Raw genomic sequence first — 17,902 nt, forward strand, 5'->3', positions numbered from 1 at the left:
AGTGGCGGCCACCGACGTTTGCTGATAGCTGTTGACAGGTGACCCTGCTCCCAGGAAACGGCGATGCCCACCGCTTCGGCACCGTGGCCTTCTACGCGTCCATCGGCCGGGCGTTCGTCGCCATGTGCGCGGTGGTTCCGGTGCTCTTCCTGATCGAGGGCCTCGACGTCTGGCTCGGTGCCGGGTTCGACGCCGCCGCCGGGATCATCCCGCAGCGCATCGACGGGCTGGACGGCATCTTCTTCTCGCCGTTCCTGCACCACGGCTTCGACCACCTCTACAGCAACAGCATCCCGTTGATCCTCCTCGGCACGTTCGTGCTGGCGGCGGGTGCTCGGCGCTTCCTCTGGTCCACCCTGGTGATCGTCCTGGTAAGCGGGCTCGGCGTGTGGTTCACCGGCTCGTCCAGCACGATCGTGGTCGGTGCCAGCGGGGTTATCTTCGGGTACCTCGGCATCCTGCTCACCCGGGGCATCTTCGAGCGGAGCTGGTGGAACTTCGCCGTGTTCCTGCTGGTCGGGCTGCTCTACGGCGGCCAACTGGTCGGCGTGCTGCCCACCGACGAGCGGATCTCCTGGCAGGGGCACCTGTTCGGGCTGCTCGGCGGCATCGTGGCGGCGATCATCTTCCGTCGTCGTCGGTCTGACCTCGACGGGCCGTACCGCTCCGAGTCGCCGATGACCATGCCCTGACCCGTCCACCGAGCGCGGCTACCGCCACGGCGACCAGGGTCAGCACGGCACCGAGCAGGGTGGTCGGGTCGGGATGCGAGGCGGCGGAGGGCATCAGCACGTCCAGCAGCACCGCACCGACCACCTGACCGGCGACGGTGGCCAGGCCGAGCAGCAACACACCGGTGAGGCGGACCACCGCAGCGGCCACCGCGATGAACGTGACACCGATCGGCCCACCGAGGTAGAGCCAGGGATCGGCGGGCAGCCCGCCCGGAGGCAGACCCCGCAGCGCGAGGCTGACGACGAACGCGACCAGCAGCACCGCCGTACCGGCGGCGAAGTTGACGAGCGTGGCGGTAAGCGTGCTCTCGCTGACCACCCGGACCCATCCGTTCACCGCCTGCTGCCAGGCCACCGCCACCCCGGCCAGCAGCGGCAGCACGGCCAGCCCGAGAGTTGCCGGCTCGCGGAACCGGTCGCTGACCGCCAGCAGCACCGCGACCACGGTCAGCGCCGCACCGGCCAGCCGGGCGCCGGTCACCGGTTGCCGGCCGCTCGGGCCGATCCCCGCCCGGTCGACGAGCAGGCTGCTGGCGGACTGGCCGGCCACGACCGCCACCGTGAACACCGCGACTCCCAGGGTGCCGACGGTGGCGCCCTGGGTGAACACCAGGAATGCGCCGCAGGCACCGCCGAGGCACTGCCACGGCCGAAGCGTCCCCCGACCGAGGGCGGTACGCAGTGTCGTCAACCCGCGTCGCCCGGCGCCCGTGGCCGGAACCAACACCAACAGCAGTAGCAGGCCCGAACCGAACGAGATGACCGCGGCGGTCACCCCGTCGCCGAGGCGTACGCCCAACTCGCCGTTGATTCGCGACTGCGTCGCCACGGCGACCCCGGCGAGGGTGGCCAGCGCCACCGCGCCGAACCGGCGACCCGCCGACACCGCCGGCCGGGTCGCCGTGGGGGCACTCAAGCCTGTTCGTCCAGTGGCCGGCCGTCGAAGTCCACCGCCGAGTACAGCGCCAGCTTTTCCAACCGGTGGTACGAGTCGATCACCCGGATGGTGCCGCTCTTGGAGCGCATCACGATCGACTGGGTGTACGCCCCGCCGGCCCGGTACCGCACGCCGCGCAGCAGGTCCCCGGAGGTGATGCCGGTCGCCACGAAGAAGCAGTTGTCGCCGGTCACCAGGTCGTCGGTGGTGAGCACCCGGTCCAGGTCGTGGCCGGCCGCGACCGCCTTCTCACGCTCGGCGTCGTCCCGTGGCCAGAGCTTGGCCTGCATCATCCCGCCCATGCACTTCAGGGCGCAGGCGGCGGTGATGCCCTCCGGGGTGCCGCCGATGCCCATCAGCACGTCGACGTCCGACTCGCCGCGTGCGGCGGCGATCGCACCGGCGATGTCGCCGTCGGAGATGAAGCGGATGCCGGCCCCGGCGCGGCGGATCTCGTCGACCAGGCCGTCGTGCCGGGAACGGTCGAGCACGCAGACCGTGACCTCGGAGACGCTTGTGCCCTTGGCCTTCGCGATGCGACGCAGATTTTCGACCGTGCCGGCCTCGATGTCCACCACGTCGGCGTAGGCGGGGCCGACGGCGAGCTTCTCCATGTAGAAGACCGCGCTCGGGTCGAACATCGCGCCCCGTTCGGCCACCGCCAGCACCGCGAGCGCGTTCGGCATCCCCTTGCTCATCAGGGTGGTGCCGTCGATCGGGTCCACCGCGACGTCCACCTCGGGGCCGTCGCCGTCGCCGACCTCCTCGCCGTTGAACAGCATCGGGGCGTTGTCCTTCTCGCCCTCGCCGATCACCACGATCCCCTTCATCGGGATCGAGTTGATCAACTTGCGCATCGCGTCGACGGCGGCGCCGTCGCCACCCTCCTTGTCGCCCCGGCCGACCCACCGGCCGGCGGCCATCGCCGCCGCCTCGGTGACCCTGACCAGATCGAGGGCGAGGTTGCGGTCGAGATTCTGTGGAATTCGCGTCCTGATGGTCGTCATGAAAACGGCTCCTCCTCGCGGCGGTGCGGGGCGGGCCGGCGCTGCCGGCTTCGTTCCTGATCCTCACACGATGGCGGACGCGCAGCCGGGGCGGGGCGGTGATGGCACGGATACCGCCGGTCGGGCTGCTGAGACAATGGCGAGGTGGAGCCTGCACAGCCTGATGACCGCGCACCCGCCGACGAGCCCGTGCCGCCGCCCGCCGCCGCCGCAAGGTCCGAGCGGTCGCCCCGGGACATGGCCATCTCACTGCTGGTGCTGCTGATCCCGATCGCCCTGCTACTCGCCTTCTACCGGGGCTTCCTCGGCGGGGACGAACCGAACACGGTCGATCCGGCACCCGCCTTCGAACAGGCGAAATCGGCCGGCGCGTTTCCGGTGAGCGAACCGGCCGAGCTGGGTGACGGGTGGCGGGCCGTACGCGCCACCTACCGCACGGCCGAGGACGGGGCGATCCTCCGGGTGGGATATGTCACCCCGGAGGGGCGGGGCCTGCAACTGGTGCAGAGCAACGTGCCGCCGGACCGGCTGCTGCCGGCCGAGCTGACTGACGCGGGTCGGCCACAGGGGCGGACCGATCTCGGGTCCGGCACCTGGCAGCGGTACACGGCACGCGGTAACGAGCAGGCGTTGGTGCTGCTCCAGCCGGAGCGTACGGTGATCGTCGTCGGCGACGCCCGGGACAACGAACTGCGGGCGCTCGCCACCGCCGTGGACTGAACGCCCTCGATCCGGTCGGGGGTGCCGGCGACGCCGGTGCGTGCCGGCCGACGGCGCGGGCATGGCGTCGCATCAAGTGCCCCCTGCATGTCGGTGCGATCCGTTACGCTCCCCGGGTTCGATGCCTGACCGGCTGCTGTCGGTCGGGTTTTCCTGCTTGAAGAGAGACGATCTGTGAACATTCGACGGTGGAGCGTGGGCCTCATCGCCGCCACGCTGCTCGTTCCCGGGCTCGCTGCCTGCAACAACTCCAGCAGTGACTCGCCTGCCGCGGGCTCCTCGACCGAGTCGGGCATCCCGGCCGACCCGAAGGCGGCGCTTGTCGCCTCCACCAAGGGGCTGGCCGAGGGCAACTTCACCTTCACCATCGCGGCTGACTCGATGACCGGCAAGGGCACGTTCCACAAGCCCAGCAACAGCGCTCAGATGACGATGACCATGGGCGACGAAGACTTCACCATGGATTTCGACCTGATCCAGATCCAGCCGGACACCTGGGTGAAGGTCGACCTGGGTGACCTGTTCGCCGGCGTCCCGGGGATGGAGGCGATCAAGGACAAGTACCAGCACCTCGACGCCGCCAAGGCCAAGGACGCGAAGAACCTCGACATCTTCAAGGAGGGCACCGACCCGGCCGACGCCGCCGGCATGTTCGAGGGTCTCGCCGAGGTGCAGAAGACCGGCGAGGGCACCTACAGCGGCACCTTCGACCTCACCTCAGTGAAGGACTCGGTGGCGGCCGACGAGGACATGCTCAAGGCGCTTGGCGACCAGGCCAAGGCGATCCCGTTCACCGCGAAGCTGGACGCCGAGGGCCGGCTGAGCGAGCTGGTCATGTCCGTCCCGGCGGCGGGCGAGACCAAGGCCCAGGACATCAAGGTCACCTACGCCGACTACGGTGCGGCGACCGCCGTGCAGAAGCCGCCGGCGGACCAGGTCATCGAGGCGAGCGAGCAGACCTACGAGATGTTCAAGTAGGTCGAGCGGCACTGCTGCGGGGGTGGGCTGAGCCCGCCCCCGTTCGCGTTCCGGCTGGCCGTTCCACCGGGCTGCGGGTGGCCCGCGCCGGACGGCCGGTCGGACCGGCGACGATGGTCCGGGGGATCTGGTCGGTTTCGGGTGATTGCGCGAGCGGCCGGCAGGGAACAGAGAAGGGGAGCCTCCGGCGCGAGAACGCACCGGATGACCCTGCTGGGAGACACCGATGACCGTTCGACGACTGAGCGCCGGCCTCGTGGCCGTCGCCCTCTTCACGCCCGGAGTCGCCGCCTGCACCACCACCGGCGACGCCGGGCCGAGTGCCACACCCACCGCCACCGCCAGCGCCACCGGTGCCGCACCCGAGGTCGACACCGACGCGAAGCAGGCGCTACTGGACTCGACCCGGGAGATCAGCAACGGCAACTTCAGGTTCAGCATGACCGGTGCCGGCTCGGTGGCGGAGGGCCAGGTGCACCAGCCGAGCCAGAGCGCTGAGATCAAGGTACGCCTCGGCGAGTCGACCGATGACCTGGCGATCAGCCTCGACCTCATCCACGCCAAACCGGACAGCTGGGTGAAGCTGGACCTTCAGGGCCAGGCGGCCACCAGCGTGCCCGGGGCGGACCGACTCAACCTCGGCAAGTACCACCACCTCGATCAGAGCCGGATCAAGGGCAACCGCAGCCTTGGCTTCGACTTCGACAAGGTCGACCCCGCCGGCAGTGAGGCGTTGACTCAGGCCGTCACCGAGGTCCGCCGTACCGGCGACGGGGCGTACGCCGGCACCCTCGACCTGTCGAAGGCGGCCGACGCCGGATCCCTCGACCCGAGCGTGATCACCGCGCTCGGCCCGGAGGCGAAGTCGGTGCCGTTCACCGCGAAGACCGACGCCCAGGGGCGACTCACCGAGATGGTCATTCAACTGCCCGAGGGCAGCCGGCCCGCCGGGCAGGAGATCAAGGTGACCTACTCCGACTACGGCAACGCGACCGCGGCGACCAAGCCCTCGGCCGACCAGGTCGTCGAGGCGCCGCCGGAGCTGTACAACCTGTTCGACTGAGCGCGGGGCGCGGTCGGACCGTACGCCTCGCCCGTCAGAAACCGTACGCACCGCGGCGGGAGCCCACCGGCTCCCGCCGCGCCGTGCTGGCGTGCCGCTCGCCCGCGAGCTGACCGTGCCGCCTGTCCCGGCCGGATCGGCATGCTCTCGGAACGGTCAGGTGGCCGGATCAGGTCGGGCGGCGTCGATCCGGGCGCGGGCGCCGTCGAGCCATCGCTGGCAGATGACCGCCAGCGCCTCGCCGCGCTCCCACAGCGCCAACGACTCCTCCAGCGACGTGCCGCCGGCCTCCAGCCGCTCCACCACCGACGCGAGCTCGGCGCGGGCCTGTTCGTAGCTGAGCCGCTCGTCCGACCCGTTGGTCTTCTCGTCAGTCATCGCACCCATCTCAGCACAACCGTCCGACGCCGCCGTCGACCGCACCACCGTTCGACACGCCGGGCGTCAAGGCCGTGCTCTGGCCGGCCACGCAGCCCGGCCGCCGGATCCAGGATCGGTTGCCTCCCGGGCCGCACCCGGCCCGGGATCGAGTGCCATCATGCGCCGGGGCGGTCCCGCGCGGGTCAGGTGTCGACCGTGGCGGACAGTTCGCCTTCGGCGAGGCGTACCCGCAGCGGGTCGCCGGAAGCCACCTCGGTGGCCGCGCGTACGACATGGCCGTCGGCGCGTTGCACGATGGCGTACCCGCGGTCAAGGGTGGCGGCCGGGGAGAGAGCGCGCAGCCGGGCCACGGTGTGCCGGAGGTCCTCGCCAGCGGCGGCGAGGCGGTGGTCCAGACAGCGGCCGGCGCGCTGGCGCAGGGCGACCACCTCGGCGGCCCGCTGCTCCAGCATCACCTGGGGCCGGGCCAGCACCGGTCTGGAGCGGAGCGCGTCGATGCGGTGGGACTCCCGGTCGACGAGATTGTGCACGGCCCGGTGCAGCCGGTGCCGGGCCTGCTTGATCAGGTGTACCTCCTCGGCCAGGTCGGGCACCACCCGTTTGGCTGCGTCGGTGGGGGTCGACGCCCGGACGTCGGCCACGTAGTCGACAAGCGGTGCGTCCGTCTCGTGGCCGATGGCGCTGACCACCGGCGTACGGCAGGCGAAGACGGCCCGGCACAGCGCCTCGTCGGAGAAGGGCAGCAGGTCCTCGATGCCGCCGCCGCCCCGGGCCAGGATGATCACGTCGATGCTCGGGTCCGCGTCCAGCGCCTTGAGCGCGTCCACGATCTGCGGGACGGCCGCCGGGCCCTGCACGGCCACGTTCACCGTCCGGAACTCCACCGCCGGCCAGCGTCGGCGGGCGTTTGTCAGGACGTCCCGCTCGGCTGCGCTGGCCCGACCGGTGATCAGCCCGATCCGCTGGGGCAGGAACGGCGGGCGGCGCTTCCGCGCCCGGTCGAACAGCCCTTCGGCGGCCAGCAGCTTCTTGAGCTTCTCCAGCCGGGCGAGCAGTTCACCGAGGCCGACCTGGCGGATCTCGTCGGCGCGCAGGCTGAGCGTGCCCCGGGCGGCGTAGAACTCGGGCTTGGCGTGCAGCACCACCCGGGCACCCTCGCGCAGTTCCGGCGCGCCGAGGTCGAGCACGTCGCGGTTGGTGGTGACCGTGAGACTCAGGTCGGCGGACGGGTCACGCAGAGTCAGGAACACGGTGCTGGCGCCGGGCCGTCGGCTGATCTGCGCCACCTGCCCGTCGACCCACACCCATCCGAGCCGGGCGACCCAAGCGCCGATCTTCTGACTGACCACGCGTACCGGCCACGGTTCCTCCGAGCTGCTTTTTCCCTCAGCCCCTTCACCCACACCCACCCGCCCACCCTACGACCCTTCGCCCCGCTGAAGGTTGATCATGAAGGTTGTGCCGGCGGCGTGTCGTTGGCGGCGGGGCGTCGCTGCGGCCCGCTGCCGGGTGTGGGGATGGCACGTAGGATGCAGGGGTGACTGAGGTAGAGGCGACTCCCCGGACCGGCAAGCGCGTGCTCCTGGCCAAGCCCCGCGGCTACTGCGCGGGCGTGGACCGGGCGGTGCAGACCGTCGAGGAGGCGCTCAAGCTCTACGGTGCCCCCATCTACGTCCGAAAGCAGATCGTGCACAACAAGCACGTGGTGCGGACGCTTGAGGCCCAGGGCGCGATCTTCGTGGAGGAGAACGAGGAGGTGCCCGAGGGCGCCACTGTGATCTTCTCCGCGCACGGCGTGGCTCCCGAGGTCTACGAGCAGGCGAAGCAGCGGTCGCTGAAGGCGATCGACGCCACCTGCCCGCTGGTGACGAAGGTGCACCACGAGGCGAAGCGGTTCGCCGCCGAGGACTACGACATCCTGCTCATCGGCCACGAGGGGCACGAGGAGGTCATCGGCACCTCCGGCGAGGCGCCGGAGCACATCCAGCTGGTGGACGGCCCGGAGGACGCCGACCGGATCACCGTGCGGGACCCGAACAAGGTGGTCTGGCTGTCGCAGACCACGCTGTCGGTGGACGAGACGATGGAGACCGTCGCCCGGCTCAAGAAGCGGCTGCCGATGCTCCAGTCACCACCCAGCGACGACATCTGCTACGCCACAAGCAACCGGCAGCACGTGATCAAGGAGATCGCGTCGGAGTGCGACGTGGTGATCGTCGTCGGCTCACGCAACTCGTCCAACTCGGTGCGCCTGGTCGAGGTGGCCCTGGACGGTGGTGCCCGTGGCGGCCACCTGGTCGACTTCGCCCACGAGATCGAGGACGCCTGGCTGGCCGACGCGCGGACGGTGGGTCTGACCTCGGGTGCCAGCGTGCCGGAGGAACTGGTGCAGGAGGTGCTGGCGCACCTCGCCGAGCGCGGCTTCACCGACGTGGAGGAGGTGGTGACCGCGAACGAACGGCTCACCTTCTCACTGCCGCAGGAACTCAAGCGCGACATGAAGGCCGCTGCGGCGGCGGCCCGCGACTAAGCCGCCGAGCAGTCCCGTGAGCCCACCGAGCAGGCCCGTGAGCATGCCAGGCAGGCGCGGTGGAACTGTTCACCGGCCCGGTGCGTCAAAGCTTCGTATGAGGACCATTCGGATCGCCGCGACCGCGCTGATCGTCTGCACGGCGCTCGCCGCCTGTGCGGGCCAGGACGCGGGGGACGGCACCGCCACCCCGACCCCGACGGGAGCGTCACCGGTGACCGAGCTGCCCACCCCCGACCCGACCGGGTCCGCACCGGTGCCCTCGCCCTCCGATCCGGTGGACCCGACCGTACCCACCACCCGGCCGACGGTCAGGCCGACCGCCCCGTCGAAGCCACCCGTGACCGGTGAGATCACGGTGACCGGCCGGATCGAGTCCGGCGTCGAGCCCGGCTGTCTGCTGCTCGACGGTTACCTGCTGCTCGGTGGTCCCCGTGACGTGCTCACCGCGGGTGCGTCGGTGACGGTGACCGGCCGTCCCGACCCGACCATGATGTCCACCTGCCAGCAGGGCACCCCGTTCGTCGTGGCCTCCGCCAAGCGCGGCTGAGACCCGGCCGCCAGGCGCGCCAACGGACCCGGCCGCCAGGCGCGCCAAGCAGCCCCAGCCGCCGGGCGTGTAAACAGACCGGCCGCCGGGCGTGCCGACGCGCGGCTCCGGGTCGGCCTCGGCGACAGCACGGGCCGACGATGTGGATCAATCGATGGCAGGATGCCCGGGTGCGGTACCGAGCGATCCTTCCTACGGCGGCCGGCATCCTCGCCACCGTCCACGTCCTCGGCACTCTCACCGGTGTCGCCCTGCTGCGCCAGGCCGAGGTGCTCGCGCTGCTGCTGCTGGCGGCGTACGCGTTGACCGGCCTCCGGGCCGGGCTGGGCCCGGAGATGTCAGCCGTCGCGCCGGACAACCCGGCCCTGCCGGGCGAGTCGCCCATGCCGAGCGCTGCCTTCGGGATGCCGGTCTCGCACTGGGGGGTGGCGGTGGCGCTCGCCGCGTTGGTGGTCGACGCGTGGATCACCATGCCCACCGTCGGCCCCGGGCACTGGGCGTTCATGGAGGCGGGCCGGCCTGACCCGTTCCAGGAGGTAATCGCCGCACTCGTGGCGAACTGGGCGGCCCTGGCCTTCGTCATGGTGTTGGTGTTGACGGTACGGCTCGGACCGAATCGGCCTGTCCGCCTCGGTCGGCCGGTGCGCGTGGCGGCGGTGCTGGCCGGAGTGCTGGTGACCGGGTACGCGGCCGCCCGCCTGATCGGAGTCCACCTGGAACTGGCGGAGGCTCGGCGACAGCGGCCCGGGCTCGGCGACGACTCCGGCGAACGGATCGTCGCCACCGGGGTGGCGGCGTTGGTGCCCCTTGCGCTGGCGCTCGGGGCGATCGTCCTGGTGGTCCTGCTTCACGCGCAGCGGCGACGGCTCGCGACGAGCGGCGCCGTGCTGCTGGTGCTGATCGCTCTGACCCGGATCGACGTGGTCTGCGATTCGTTGCCGCTGCCACTGCATCTGCTGGGTCGGGGCAGCCTGTTCACGGCCGCCTCCCAGGCCGCGCCCGGTCTCGCCGCGCCCGGACCGGCCGTGGTCGTCGCCCTGGAGCTGGCCGCGTACCTGCTGCTCGTGGTGGGTCTGCGTGCCCGTCGGCCGCAACGGGCCGGGCCGGTCAGCTGACCGGCCCGGCCCCTGGACAGACGGAAGCCCGTCTCCGGAGAACCGGAGACGGGCTTCCTTGGTGGTGCGGGTGGTGTCAGTTCACCGCGCCGATGGAGACCGCGCCGCGGCCGACGACCGCGCCTTCGGTGGTCACCACGGTCAGCTCACCGTAGAGGCTCCGGCCCGCGGACGGGGCGGACTGGGCCGTCACCGTGCCCGAGATGGTGCCGGTGGCACCGTGGGCCAGGTTGAGCGGCGTGCTCGACGCCGAGAGGGTGCCGAGCGCCGGAGAGGAGAACGAGTCCCGGTAGTCGTACTCGGTGCTGCCACCGGCACCGTCGACCGAGTACGCCTCGACGACGACGGTGTAGGTGCCCGCAGCCGGGTTGTTGAGGGTCACGAACTCCTCCGAGTCCCCGTCCGCGTTGTACGCGATCAGGCTGCCGCCCCGGTAGACGAACAGGTCGAGGTCGGCACCGGCGTCCGACGTGTTACCGATGCGGGCGGTGAAGCTGGTGGCGCCCGCCGGCACATCCACGGTGTACTCCTGCGTCGCGTACTCGACGATGGTTGGCCGCTCCGCGTGCGAGCTGGCCAGCGCGCCGCCCTGGCCGGTCACCGTGACCGGGCCGAAGGTGTTCTTCAGCGACCAGGTGACCGGGGTCGGGGCGCCGGCGGTGACCGACGGCAGCTCGACCACGGCCGGCTCGACCGCGACGCCCTGCACCCGTGCCTGGATCTGGTACGGGTTGTTCAGCGACGGCGAGGTACGCCGGGACTCGACCTCGATCTCCCAGACACCCGGCATCGGGTTCTGGTAGTCGCGCTCGAAGGCGTTGCAGACGACCGTGCTGACGTGGTTGGTGAAGCAGGCCAGGCTGGAGGTGCTCTCCACCGGCACACCCCACGGGTTGAACGCGATGAAGCGCGTCTGCGACCCGGTGGCGATGCCGGAGAGGTTCACCTGCAGCGCACCGGCGCCCGGGGGCACCGTCACGAAGTACGACGTGGTGTTGTTGCGGTCCACCGAGCCTTGCGCCGAGTAGGCGAAGTTGGGCTTGCTGACGTCGTTCGAGGCCACCACGACGGCGGAGACCTCGAAGTCGATCGTGTTGGTGGCCGGGTCGTCGACGGTCACGATCGTGCTGTGCGCGCCGACGGTCTTCGGCTTGGCGATGATCGTGATGGTGACGGGCGTGTTCAGCGGCAGCCTGACGTTCTTCGGCGCCGAGAAGGTGCCGTCGTTGCCGCGCAGACCCACGTTGTGCTTGACGTTGCCGGCCGGGCCGCTGGTCCGGGTCAGCGTGACCTGGTACGACTTCGACTGGTTGACCTTGTGGCCGCCGTCGGCGGAGCCGCAGCGGTTGTAGACGCCGGTGCCCTGGTGCGGAGTGGCCAGCAGGCCGGAGAGCACCGTGCAGACCGGGGCGTCGGAGGTGTACGAGCGGGTCTGCACACCCTTCTTCAGCAGCTTCCAGGCACCCGGCACGTTGAACATGCCGTAACCCTGCCCGTAGGTCGGGGTGTCGGCGATCGGCTTGGCCGAGGTGTAGATCGCCCGGCGCAGCATCTCCGGGGTGATGCCCTTGTCGGTCGCCCGGGCGGCCGAGAGCAGCAGTGCGGCGGCACCGGCGGCCTGCGGGGAGGCCATCGACGTGCCGTTGAACATGCCGTAGCCCGGCGGCAGCGAGTAGCCGGCCTCGGCGACGGGGCTGCCGGGCTGCCACACCGGGGTGGTGGAGATGGCCGAACCCGGTGCGGCGATGTTCGGCTTGGCGCCACCGTCCTCACGCGGGCCGCGCGAGGAGAAGTTGAACAGGGCGTTCTTCTTCTTGACCACCGAGCCGTAGTTGGCCAGCCAGGTGTCCTTGCTGACGCTGGCGGCGACGCTCACCACGTTTGTCGACGCCGACGGGTCGCCGATGGTGTTCACACCCGGGCCGGAGTTGCCGGCCGAGATGAACATCTGCACCCCGTACGTGGTGATCAGGTTGTTGTAGAGGGTGGCGCGGGCGTTGTTGCCGTCGTTGAGCGCGGGCAGGCCACCGATCGACATGTTGATCACGTCGACCCCGCGGTTGATCACCAGATCGGCCATGCCGGTGGTGAGCGCGGCGGCAGTGCAGCCACCGCCCCAGGAGCAGGCACGGGAGGAAACGATCTTGGCACCGGGGGCGGCACCGTCGAAGGCGCCGTTGCCGAGCATGTCGTTCGCGGCGGTGATGCCGGCGACGTGCGTACCGTGGGCGCTCTCGATGATGCCGATGTTTACGTAATCCACCAGGCCGGGACCGCCGACCGGGGTGGTGTCGACGTTCTTGCGGTACTCGACGACGAACGACATCCGCTCGGTGACCGGGGTCGCCGGGTTGTCGGTGCCGAAGTGGCCGACGTCGAACTTCTCCTTGTACGGCCGCATCACGGCCTCGTCGGTGAAGTCGCCGTCCTGGTCGGAGTCGACCCAGATGTTGTTGGTCGCCGGGTCGAACAGGATGCCGAACTGGTCGGTGTTGTCGCCGTCGCGGTTGACGTCACCGGCCGGGTCGCTGTTGTTTGTGATGTTCTCGCTGAACAGGTTGAACCGGTAGCTGCCGGCCGGCGCGGTCCAGGTGCGGCCGGCCAGGGCGAACGTAGGGCCGGTCACCTGGTTGATCATCGGCCGCCAGGTGGGGTCCTCGAACGGGTCGGTCGCGGTCACCCAGTCGACGATCTTGCGCTCGCCGGTGGTGGTCTCCTGCAGTGCCGGGTGCTCCAGGTCCACACCGGAGTCCATGATGCCGATGGTGACGCCTCGGCCGTCCCACTTCTTGTGCTGCTTGACGAACTTGACCGCACCGGTCTCGTTCGTCGGCATGTAGGGGTTGTCGGCCTTGGTCTTGGCGCCAGGTCCGCTGAGCGTGCCGCCCTGCTTGCTGCCCTTCTTGCCGCCGGGGGCGACCTCGGGCTTCGGGTCCGGGAGCTGGATCTTCTCGTCCAGGTCGATGGCGGCCACGCCCGGCAGCTTGGCGGCCTTGACCGCCTTGCCGGTCGGCACCTTGGCGAGCACGTAACCGATGGTGTCGAAGCGCTCGGTGACGGCCGCGCCGAGGTCCTTGAGGTCGTCGGCGACGTCCCTCGCCTTGCCCTTGTCGGTGGCGACGATCATCGTGACGGTGGGGGCCTTCTTCGCCTCCGCTTCAGCGAGCAGCTTGGCGTCGTGCTGGTCCATCGCCTCGGCGGGGGTGGCCTGCGCGGCGTCCGGTCCGGCAGGAGCGGCGCTCGCGGTGGCGGCACCGCCCGCCACGGTCACGGCGCTGGCGGCCATCACCGAGGCGAAGAGCGCGGCCGAGGTACGCCGGCTCAGGTTTCGGGGTTTACTCACGTTCTCTTTCCTCCAGAGAACAGGGCGCCCTCAGATGCAGGGCACGCGTGAGCGAAATCCTTCGTGGTGCCGACCGTCGATGTCACTACCGTTGGGTACGTTGTGACCATCTCGTGATATGCGAGACGCTCATTGTCACATCGAAGATGGTAAGGGCTAATTTCAGTTAGACCGAGTTCGATCATCTGAAGTGGAATCAGTGAGCAGCTCCGGCGCTTGAGGCTGCCGGGGAGCCAGCTCCACCTGCCCCGGGGTGGGCAGTTCCTGATCCGACACGCCCAGCTCGGCCAGTTTCCGGGCACTCACCAGCACCCGCGCCTCCAGCGAGCCCACCGCCCGGTTGTACGCGGTGACCGCGCCACCGAGCGAGGCGCCGAGCTTGCCGACGTGGTCGCCGAGGGTCGACAACCGTCCGTACAGTTCCCGCGCCACCGTGTGCACGGCCATCGCGTTGCGGGTCAGCTGCTCCTGCCGCCACGACCAGGCCACGGTACGCAGCAGCGCGACCAGGGTGGCCGGGGTGGCCAGCACCACGTTGCGGGCGAATGCGTGCTCCAACAGCGTCGGATCGCGTTGCAGGGCGACGTCCAGGAAAGGGTCGGCCGGCACGAACAGCACCACGAATTCCGGAGTGGACTCGAACGCGGCCCAGTACGACTTGGCGGCCAACGCGTCGACGTGCGCCCGAAGGTGTCTGGCGTGGGCGTCCAGGTGGGTGTCCCGGCCCCGCTCGTCGCGCGCCTCCATCGCGGTGAGGTACGCGTCGAACGGCGCCTTGGCGTCCACCACCACGCTCCGGCCGCCGTGCAGCCGAACCACCAGGTCGGGGCGTACCGTCTGCTGGTCGGTAGCGGCAGTCACCTGCTCGGCGAAGTCGCAGTGCTCCAACATGCCGGCGGCCTCGACGATGCGGCGCAACTGATGCTCGCCCCACCGGCCGCGTACCTGTGGCGCGCGCAAGGCCGCCACCAGCTGTTTGGTCTCCGTGCGCAGCTCACCCGAGACCGTGCTCATGGCGCGGACCTGCTCGCGCAGCTCGGCGTACGCGTCGACCCGCTCGCGTTCGAGGTCGGCGACCCGCTGCTCGTAACGCCGCAGCGTCTCGTGCAGCGGGGCCACCGCCCGGGCGACCGCCTCCTGCGACTGGGCCGTCGCCTCGTAGCTCAGCGCCCGCATCGACTGCTCCAGCCGACCCTCACCCTCGCGGGTGGCGCGCAGCGTGGCGTCCAGCCGGGCGATGTCGGTAGCCGAGCGGGCCCGGGCGGCGAACCAGCCGACCGCGCCGCCGGCACCGAGGCAGACGACGACAACCGCAAGGGTCGAGAACTCCATCCTCAGCAGCTTGCCAAAGACGGGCGCTGCGCACCCGTCCGGGCGCGCAGCGATTTCCGCAGCACCGGGCTCGTCGCAGCGGGTTCCACGCAACTCGCCTGATACTGCTGCCTCGACGACGCCCCAGAGTTGAGGCAGCAACATCCCTGAAACTGTGCGGATCTTGGGGCGAGGTCCGGTAGCTCAGCCGGTGTTGCGCATGCCGGCCGCGATGCCGTTGACCGTGGTGAGCAGGGCCCGTTCCAGGGCCGTGCCGTCGCTGGGGGCGCGTCGGCCACCCGGTGCGGTGGCCACTGCCCGTCCGGCCGCACCCGAGTCGCGGTACTGCCGCAGCAGCGCCACCTGAAGGTGGTGCAGCGGCTCCAGGTAGGTGTCGCGTACGGCGAGGGTGCGTTGCAGCACCGGGGAGTTCTCCAGCAGGTCCGGTGAGTCGGTGACCGCGAGCACCTCACGTCGGGTCAGCTCGTACTCCTGCTCGATCTTGTCGAAGATCGGGTGCAGCTTCTTCGGGACCAGGGTCTCCACGTACCGCCGGGCGATGCCGAGGTCGGTCTTGGTCAGCATCATCTCCACGTTGGACAGGAACGTGCGGAAGAAGTGCCAGTTGCGGTGCATCTCGGCCAGCACGTCGGAGAGCCCGGCCTCCCGGGCGGCGGCCAGGCCGGAGCCGACGCCGAACCAGCCGGGCACGATCTGCCGGGTCTGGGTCCAGCCGAACACCCACGGGATGGCCCGCAGCCCGGACAGCCCGGCACCGGTGTTCGGCCGCTTCGCCGGCCGGGAGCCGATGTTCAGCGCACCGAGCAGCTCGGTCGGGGTGGAAGCCCAGAAGTACGCGGGCAGGTCCGGATCCTCCACCAGCGAGCGGTACGACCGGAACGCCGACTCGGACACCACGTCCATCGCCGCGTCCCAGCGTTCCAACATCTCGGCGGGTTGCCGAGGCCCGGTGTGCAGCAGCGTCGCCTGAAGCACGGCGGCCACGCTCAGCTCCAGGTTCTCCCGGGCCAGCGCGGGCAGGGTGTACTTGTCGGAGATGACCTCGCCCTGCTCGGTCACCTTGATCGCCCCGTCCAGGGTGCCGTACGGCTGGGCCAGGATCGCGTCGTGGGTGGGGCCACCACCGCGCCCGACCGTGCCGCCGCGACCGTGGAAGAGCCGCAGATGCACCCCGTGCCGGGCAGCCACGTCGCGCAGCGCGCGCTGGGCCCGGTGGATGGACCACTGGCTGGTGGTAATGCCGGCCTCCTTGTTGGAGTCGGAGTAACCGAGCATCACCTCCTGCACGTCGCCCCGGGCCGCCACCAGCGCCCGGTACGCCGGCAGCGACAGCAGCTCGTCGAGCAGTTCCCCGCCGGAGTTCAGCTCGGCCGGCGTCTCCAGCAGCGGCACGATGCCGATCCGGGCCCGGCCGCTGTGCACGTCGACCAGGCCGGCCTCGCGGGCGAGCACCACCGCGGCGAGCACGTCGTCCACGCCGAGGGTCATCGAGATGATGTACGACTCGATCACCTCGGAGCCGAACCGGTCCTGCGCCTCACGGATGGTGCTGAACACGTCGAAGGTCTTACGGGCCGACTCGCTCAGCGGGGTGTCCGCCGTCGACAGCGGCCGGCGGCCGGTCAGCTCGTCAGCGAGCAGCTTGGTGCGCTCCAACCGGCTCAGCGACGGGTAGTCGTCGACCTCACCCACCGCCGCGTACAGCTGGGTCAGCACCTCGTGGTGCTTCTCGGCGTGCTCACGTACGTCCATGGTCGCCAGGTGCAGGCCGAACGCGGAGACGGTACGGATGGTCGAGGCGAGCCGTCCGACGGCGGTGAGCTGGCCGGAGTTGCGAGCCAGCGAGGCGCGCAGCAGATCCAGGTCGGCGATCAGCTCGGCCGATCCACGGTAGTCGCGCCCCGGCACGTGTGGGGTGCCCTGGCGCAGCCGGGCCCGGGTGTTGGCGAGCTTGGCCCGGACACAACGGGCCTTGAGCCGGTACGGCTCCTCGGCGTTGACCCGGCGGAACCGGGGTGCCACCTCGGGCAGCGCGTCGAGGTCGGCGGCGAGGCTGGCGGACAGGTCGAGCGACACCCCGCGCAGCCGGCGGGACACCGACACCTCGTTGATCAGTTCTTCCATCGCCGCCTCGGTGGCGGTCAGGCCATGCTCGTGCTGAATGGCCAGCACCTCGCGGGTCACCGTGGGGGTGACGAACGGGTTGCCGTCCCGGTCACCGCCGATCCAGGTGCCGAAGGTCAGCGGCCGGGCCGTCGGCGAGGTCTCCACGCCGAGCGTACGGAGCGTCTCGGCGAGGTCGTCGAGCACCTGCGGAGCCGCCTCGGCGTACAGGTCACGCAGGTAGTAAATGGCGTTTCGCGCCTCGTCGGTCGGGTCCGGCCGGTCCAACCGCAGCTCGTCGGTCTGCCACATCAGGTCCAGCAGCTCGGCCAGCCGCCGGTTCGCCGGGCCCTCGTCGCTGGCGCCGTAGAGGATCGCGTTGGCCGTCTCGGCGTCCAACTCGTCGGCGATCGCGCGCAGCTTCGACAGGATCGACCGGCGGGCCGCCTCGGTCGGGTGGGCGGTGAAGACCGGACGTACCGCCAACCGGCGGGCCACCGAGGCGATCTCCTCGGCCGGCACCCCGCGCTCGGCGATCATCTTGGCCGCCTGATCCAGCCAGCCGCCCTGGACGGCGCGCCGACGGCGCAGGTCGCGGGCCCGGTGCACCTGCTCGGTGATGTTGGCCAGGTGGAAGTAGGTGGAGAAGGCGCGGGCCAGCTTGGTGCCGGTGGTCACATCCAGCCCGCCGAGCCGCCGGGCGGCGGCCGGGGCGTCGGTGCGGACCTGGGCCCGGATCTCCTCCACGAGGTCGAGTAGCGGGCGTCCCTCCTGGCGGGCCAGGGTCTGCCCGAGCAACGTGCCCAACCTGCGGATGTCGGCGCGCAGGGCGGCGTCGGGGCCGTCGTGATCGTGCTGGTCGGTCACCATGCGCTCCTCACGTCAAGTACGAAGGACAGCGCTGTCCGACTCCCCCGATCGTATCCACGCGAACCCGCCCGGAAGGAAGGGCCCCTTGATAACGCCCTTCGTTTCAGGGGGACCCTGCTCAGACTTCGACGCTGCCGAGGTGCGCCGGCCGAGGGCTTCCGGCAGTCGAAAACCGCTGGTCACCGCCGGTAGCGTCGGGACACGAGGTCGTTGGCTCAGCCCCCGCAGCCCCGACGTGA

The 17,902-nt window shown here is 70.6% G+C and carries 14 protein-coding genes; 7 read left to right on the forward strand and 7 right to left on the reverse strand.

What is annotated here, in order from left to right:
- The first annotated feature begins 38 nt into the window (after positions 1–38).
- A complete protein-coding gene (locus Vse01_RS10490; protein ID WP_093406314.1) occupies positions 39–692 on the forward strand; it encodes a rhomboid family intramembrane serine protease in 654 nt (217 codons plus the stop codon).
- Here Vse01_RS10490 and Vse01_RS10495 read toward each other — a convergent pair.
- Both Vse01_RS10495 and glpX read right to left on the reverse strand, forming a co-directional pair.
- Positions 622–1,650: a DMT family transporter gene (locus Vse01_RS10495; RefSeq protein WP_373870663.1), complete on the reverse strand. Its 1,029-nt coding sequence runs from the start codon at positions 1,648–1,650 to the stop codon at positions 622–624. The two genes, Vse01_RS10490 and Vse01_RS10495, sit on opposite strands and share 71 nt — an antisense overlap.
- Positions 1,647–2,678, reverse strand: a complete 1,032-nt coding sequence (gene glpX, locus Vse01_RS10500; RefSeq protein WP_093406317.1) for a class II fructose-bisphosphatase — start codon at positions 2,676–2,678, stop codon at positions 1,647–1,649. Before glpX ends, Vse01_RS10495 begins: the two co-directional genes overlap by 4 nt.
- Before the next feature lie 144 nt (positions 2,679–2,822).
- Between glpX and Vse01_RS10505 the strand changes: the two genes are divergently transcribed.
- From Vse01_RS10505 to Vse01_RS10515, 3 genes are all read left to right on the forward strand, one after another.
- Complete coding sequence (locus tag Vse01_RS10505; RefSeq protein ID WP_093406319.1) at positions 2,823–3,398, forward strand: DUF4245 domain-containing protein; 576 nt, start codon at positions 2,823–2,825, stop codon at positions 3,396–3,398.
- A 195-nt stretch (positions 3,399–3,593) separates the two neighbouring features.
- Positions 3,594–4,376 carry a DcrB/PsbP domain-containing protein gene (locus tag Vse01_RS10510; protein WP_093406322.1) on the forward strand — a complete coding sequence of 261 codons (783 nt, stop codon included), beginning with the start codon at positions 3,594–3,596 and terminating at the stop codon, positions 4,374–4,376.
- Between the two features lie 226 nt (positions 4,377–4,602).
- Complete coding sequence (locus tag Vse01_RS10515) at positions 4,603–5,439, forward strand: hypothetical protein (protein ID WP_093406324.1); 837 nt, start codon at positions 4,603–4,605, stop codon at positions 5,437–5,439.
- Positions 5,440–5,595: 156 nt separating this feature from the next.
- Here the strand turns inward: Vse01_RS10515 and Vse01_RS10520 are convergent, their stop codons facing one another.
- Together Vse01_RS10520 and xseA are read right to left on the reverse strand one after the other, a co-directional pair.
- Positions 5,596–5,826 (reverse strand): exodeoxyribonuclease VII small subunit, encoded by a 231-nt coding sequence (locus Vse01_RS10520; RefSeq protein ID WP_373870664.1) that lies wholly within the window; start codon positions 5,824–5,826, stop codon positions 5,596–5,598.
- A 176-nt stretch (positions 5,827–6,002) separates the two neighbouring features.
- Complete coding sequence (gene xseA, locus Vse01_RS10525; protein ID WP_093406327.1) at positions 6,003–7,223, reverse strand: exodeoxyribonuclease VII large subunit; 1,221 nt, start codon at positions 7,221–7,223, stop codon at positions 6,003–6,005.
- Positions 7,224–7,357: 134 nt separating this feature from the next.
- Between xseA and Vse01_RS10530 the strand changes: the two genes are divergently transcribed.
- The 3 genes from Vse01_RS10530 (at position 7,358) to Vse01_RS10540 (ending at position 10,015) form a co-directional block, all read left to right on the forward strand.
- Entirely contained in the window at positions 7,358–8,350 is a 993-nt protein-coding gene (locus tag Vse01_RS10530) for a 4-hydroxy-3-methylbut-2-enyl diphosphate reductase (protein WP_093406329.1), read from the forward strand.
- A 97-nt stretch (positions 8,351–8,447) separates the two neighbouring features.
- A complete protein-coding gene (locus tag Vse01_RS10535; RefSeq protein ID WP_093406332.1) occupies positions 8,448–8,900 on the forward strand; it encodes a hypothetical protein in 453 nt (150 codons plus the stop codon).
- Between the two features lie 170 nt (positions 8,901–9,070).
- Positions 9,071–10,015: a hypothetical protein gene (locus Vse01_RS10540; RefSeq protein WP_139233159.1), complete on the forward strand. Its 945-nt coding sequence runs from the start codon at positions 9,071–9,073 to the stop codon at positions 10,013–10,015.
- A 76-nt stretch (positions 10,016–10,091) separates the two neighbouring features.
- Here the strand turns inward: Vse01_RS10540 and Vse01_RS10545 are convergent, their stop codons facing one another.
- The 3 genes from Vse01_RS10545 to ppc all read right to left on the reverse strand — a co-directional run bounded on the left by Vse01_RS10545 (position 10,092) and on the right by ppc (position 17,660).
- Positions 10,092–13,358: a S8 family serine peptidase gene (locus Vse01_RS10545; RefSeq protein WP_093406337.1), complete on the reverse strand. Its 3,267-nt coding sequence runs from the start codon at positions 13,356–13,358 to the stop codon at positions 10,092–10,094.
- A gap of 162 nt (positions 13,359–13,520) precedes the next feature.
- The gene (locus tag Vse01_RS10550; RefSeq protein ID WP_093406339.1) at positions 13,521–14,690 is read right to left on the reverse strand and encodes a DNA recombination protein RmuC; all 1,170 of its coding nucleotides are present in this window, start codon (positions 14,688–14,690) and stop codon (positions 13,521–13,523) included.
- 183 nt (positions 14,691–14,873) lie between these two features.
- Positions 14,874–17,660, reverse strand: a complete 2,787-nt coding sequence (ppc, locus tag Vse01_RS10555; protein ID WP_093406668.1) for a phosphoenolpyruvate carboxylase — start codon at positions 17,658–17,660, stop codon at positions 14,874–14,876.
- Between the last annotated feature and the right edge of the window lie 242 nt (positions 17,661–17,902).

The sequence above is a fragment of the Micromonospora sediminimaris genome, assembly GCF_016863575.1.
Classification (GTDB): Bacteria; Actinomycetota; Actinomycetes; order Mycobacteriales; family Micromonosporaceae; genus Micromonospora; species Micromonospora sediminimaris.

Coding starts and splice junctions, on each gene's coding strand:
- Vse01_RS10535 (WP_093406332.1), top strand. CDS start 8,448: ATGAGGACCATTCGGATCGCCGCGACCGCGCTGATCGTCTGCACGGCG.
- Vse01_RS10515 (WP_093406324.1), top strand. CDS start 4,603: ATGACCGTTCGACGACTGAGCGCCGGCCTCGTGGCCGTCGCCCTCTTC.
- glpX (WP_093406317.1), bottom strand. CDS start 2,678: ATGACGACCATCAGGACGCGAATTCCACAGAATCTCGACCGCAACCTC.
- Vse01_RS10520 (WP_373870664.1), bottom strand. CDS start 5,826: ATGGGTGCGATGACTGACGAGAAGACCAACGGGTCGGACGAGCGGCTC.
- Vse01_RS10550 (WP_093406339.1), bottom strand. CDS start 14,690: ATGGAGTTCTCGACCCTTGCGGTTGTCGTCGTCTGCCTCGGTGCCGGC.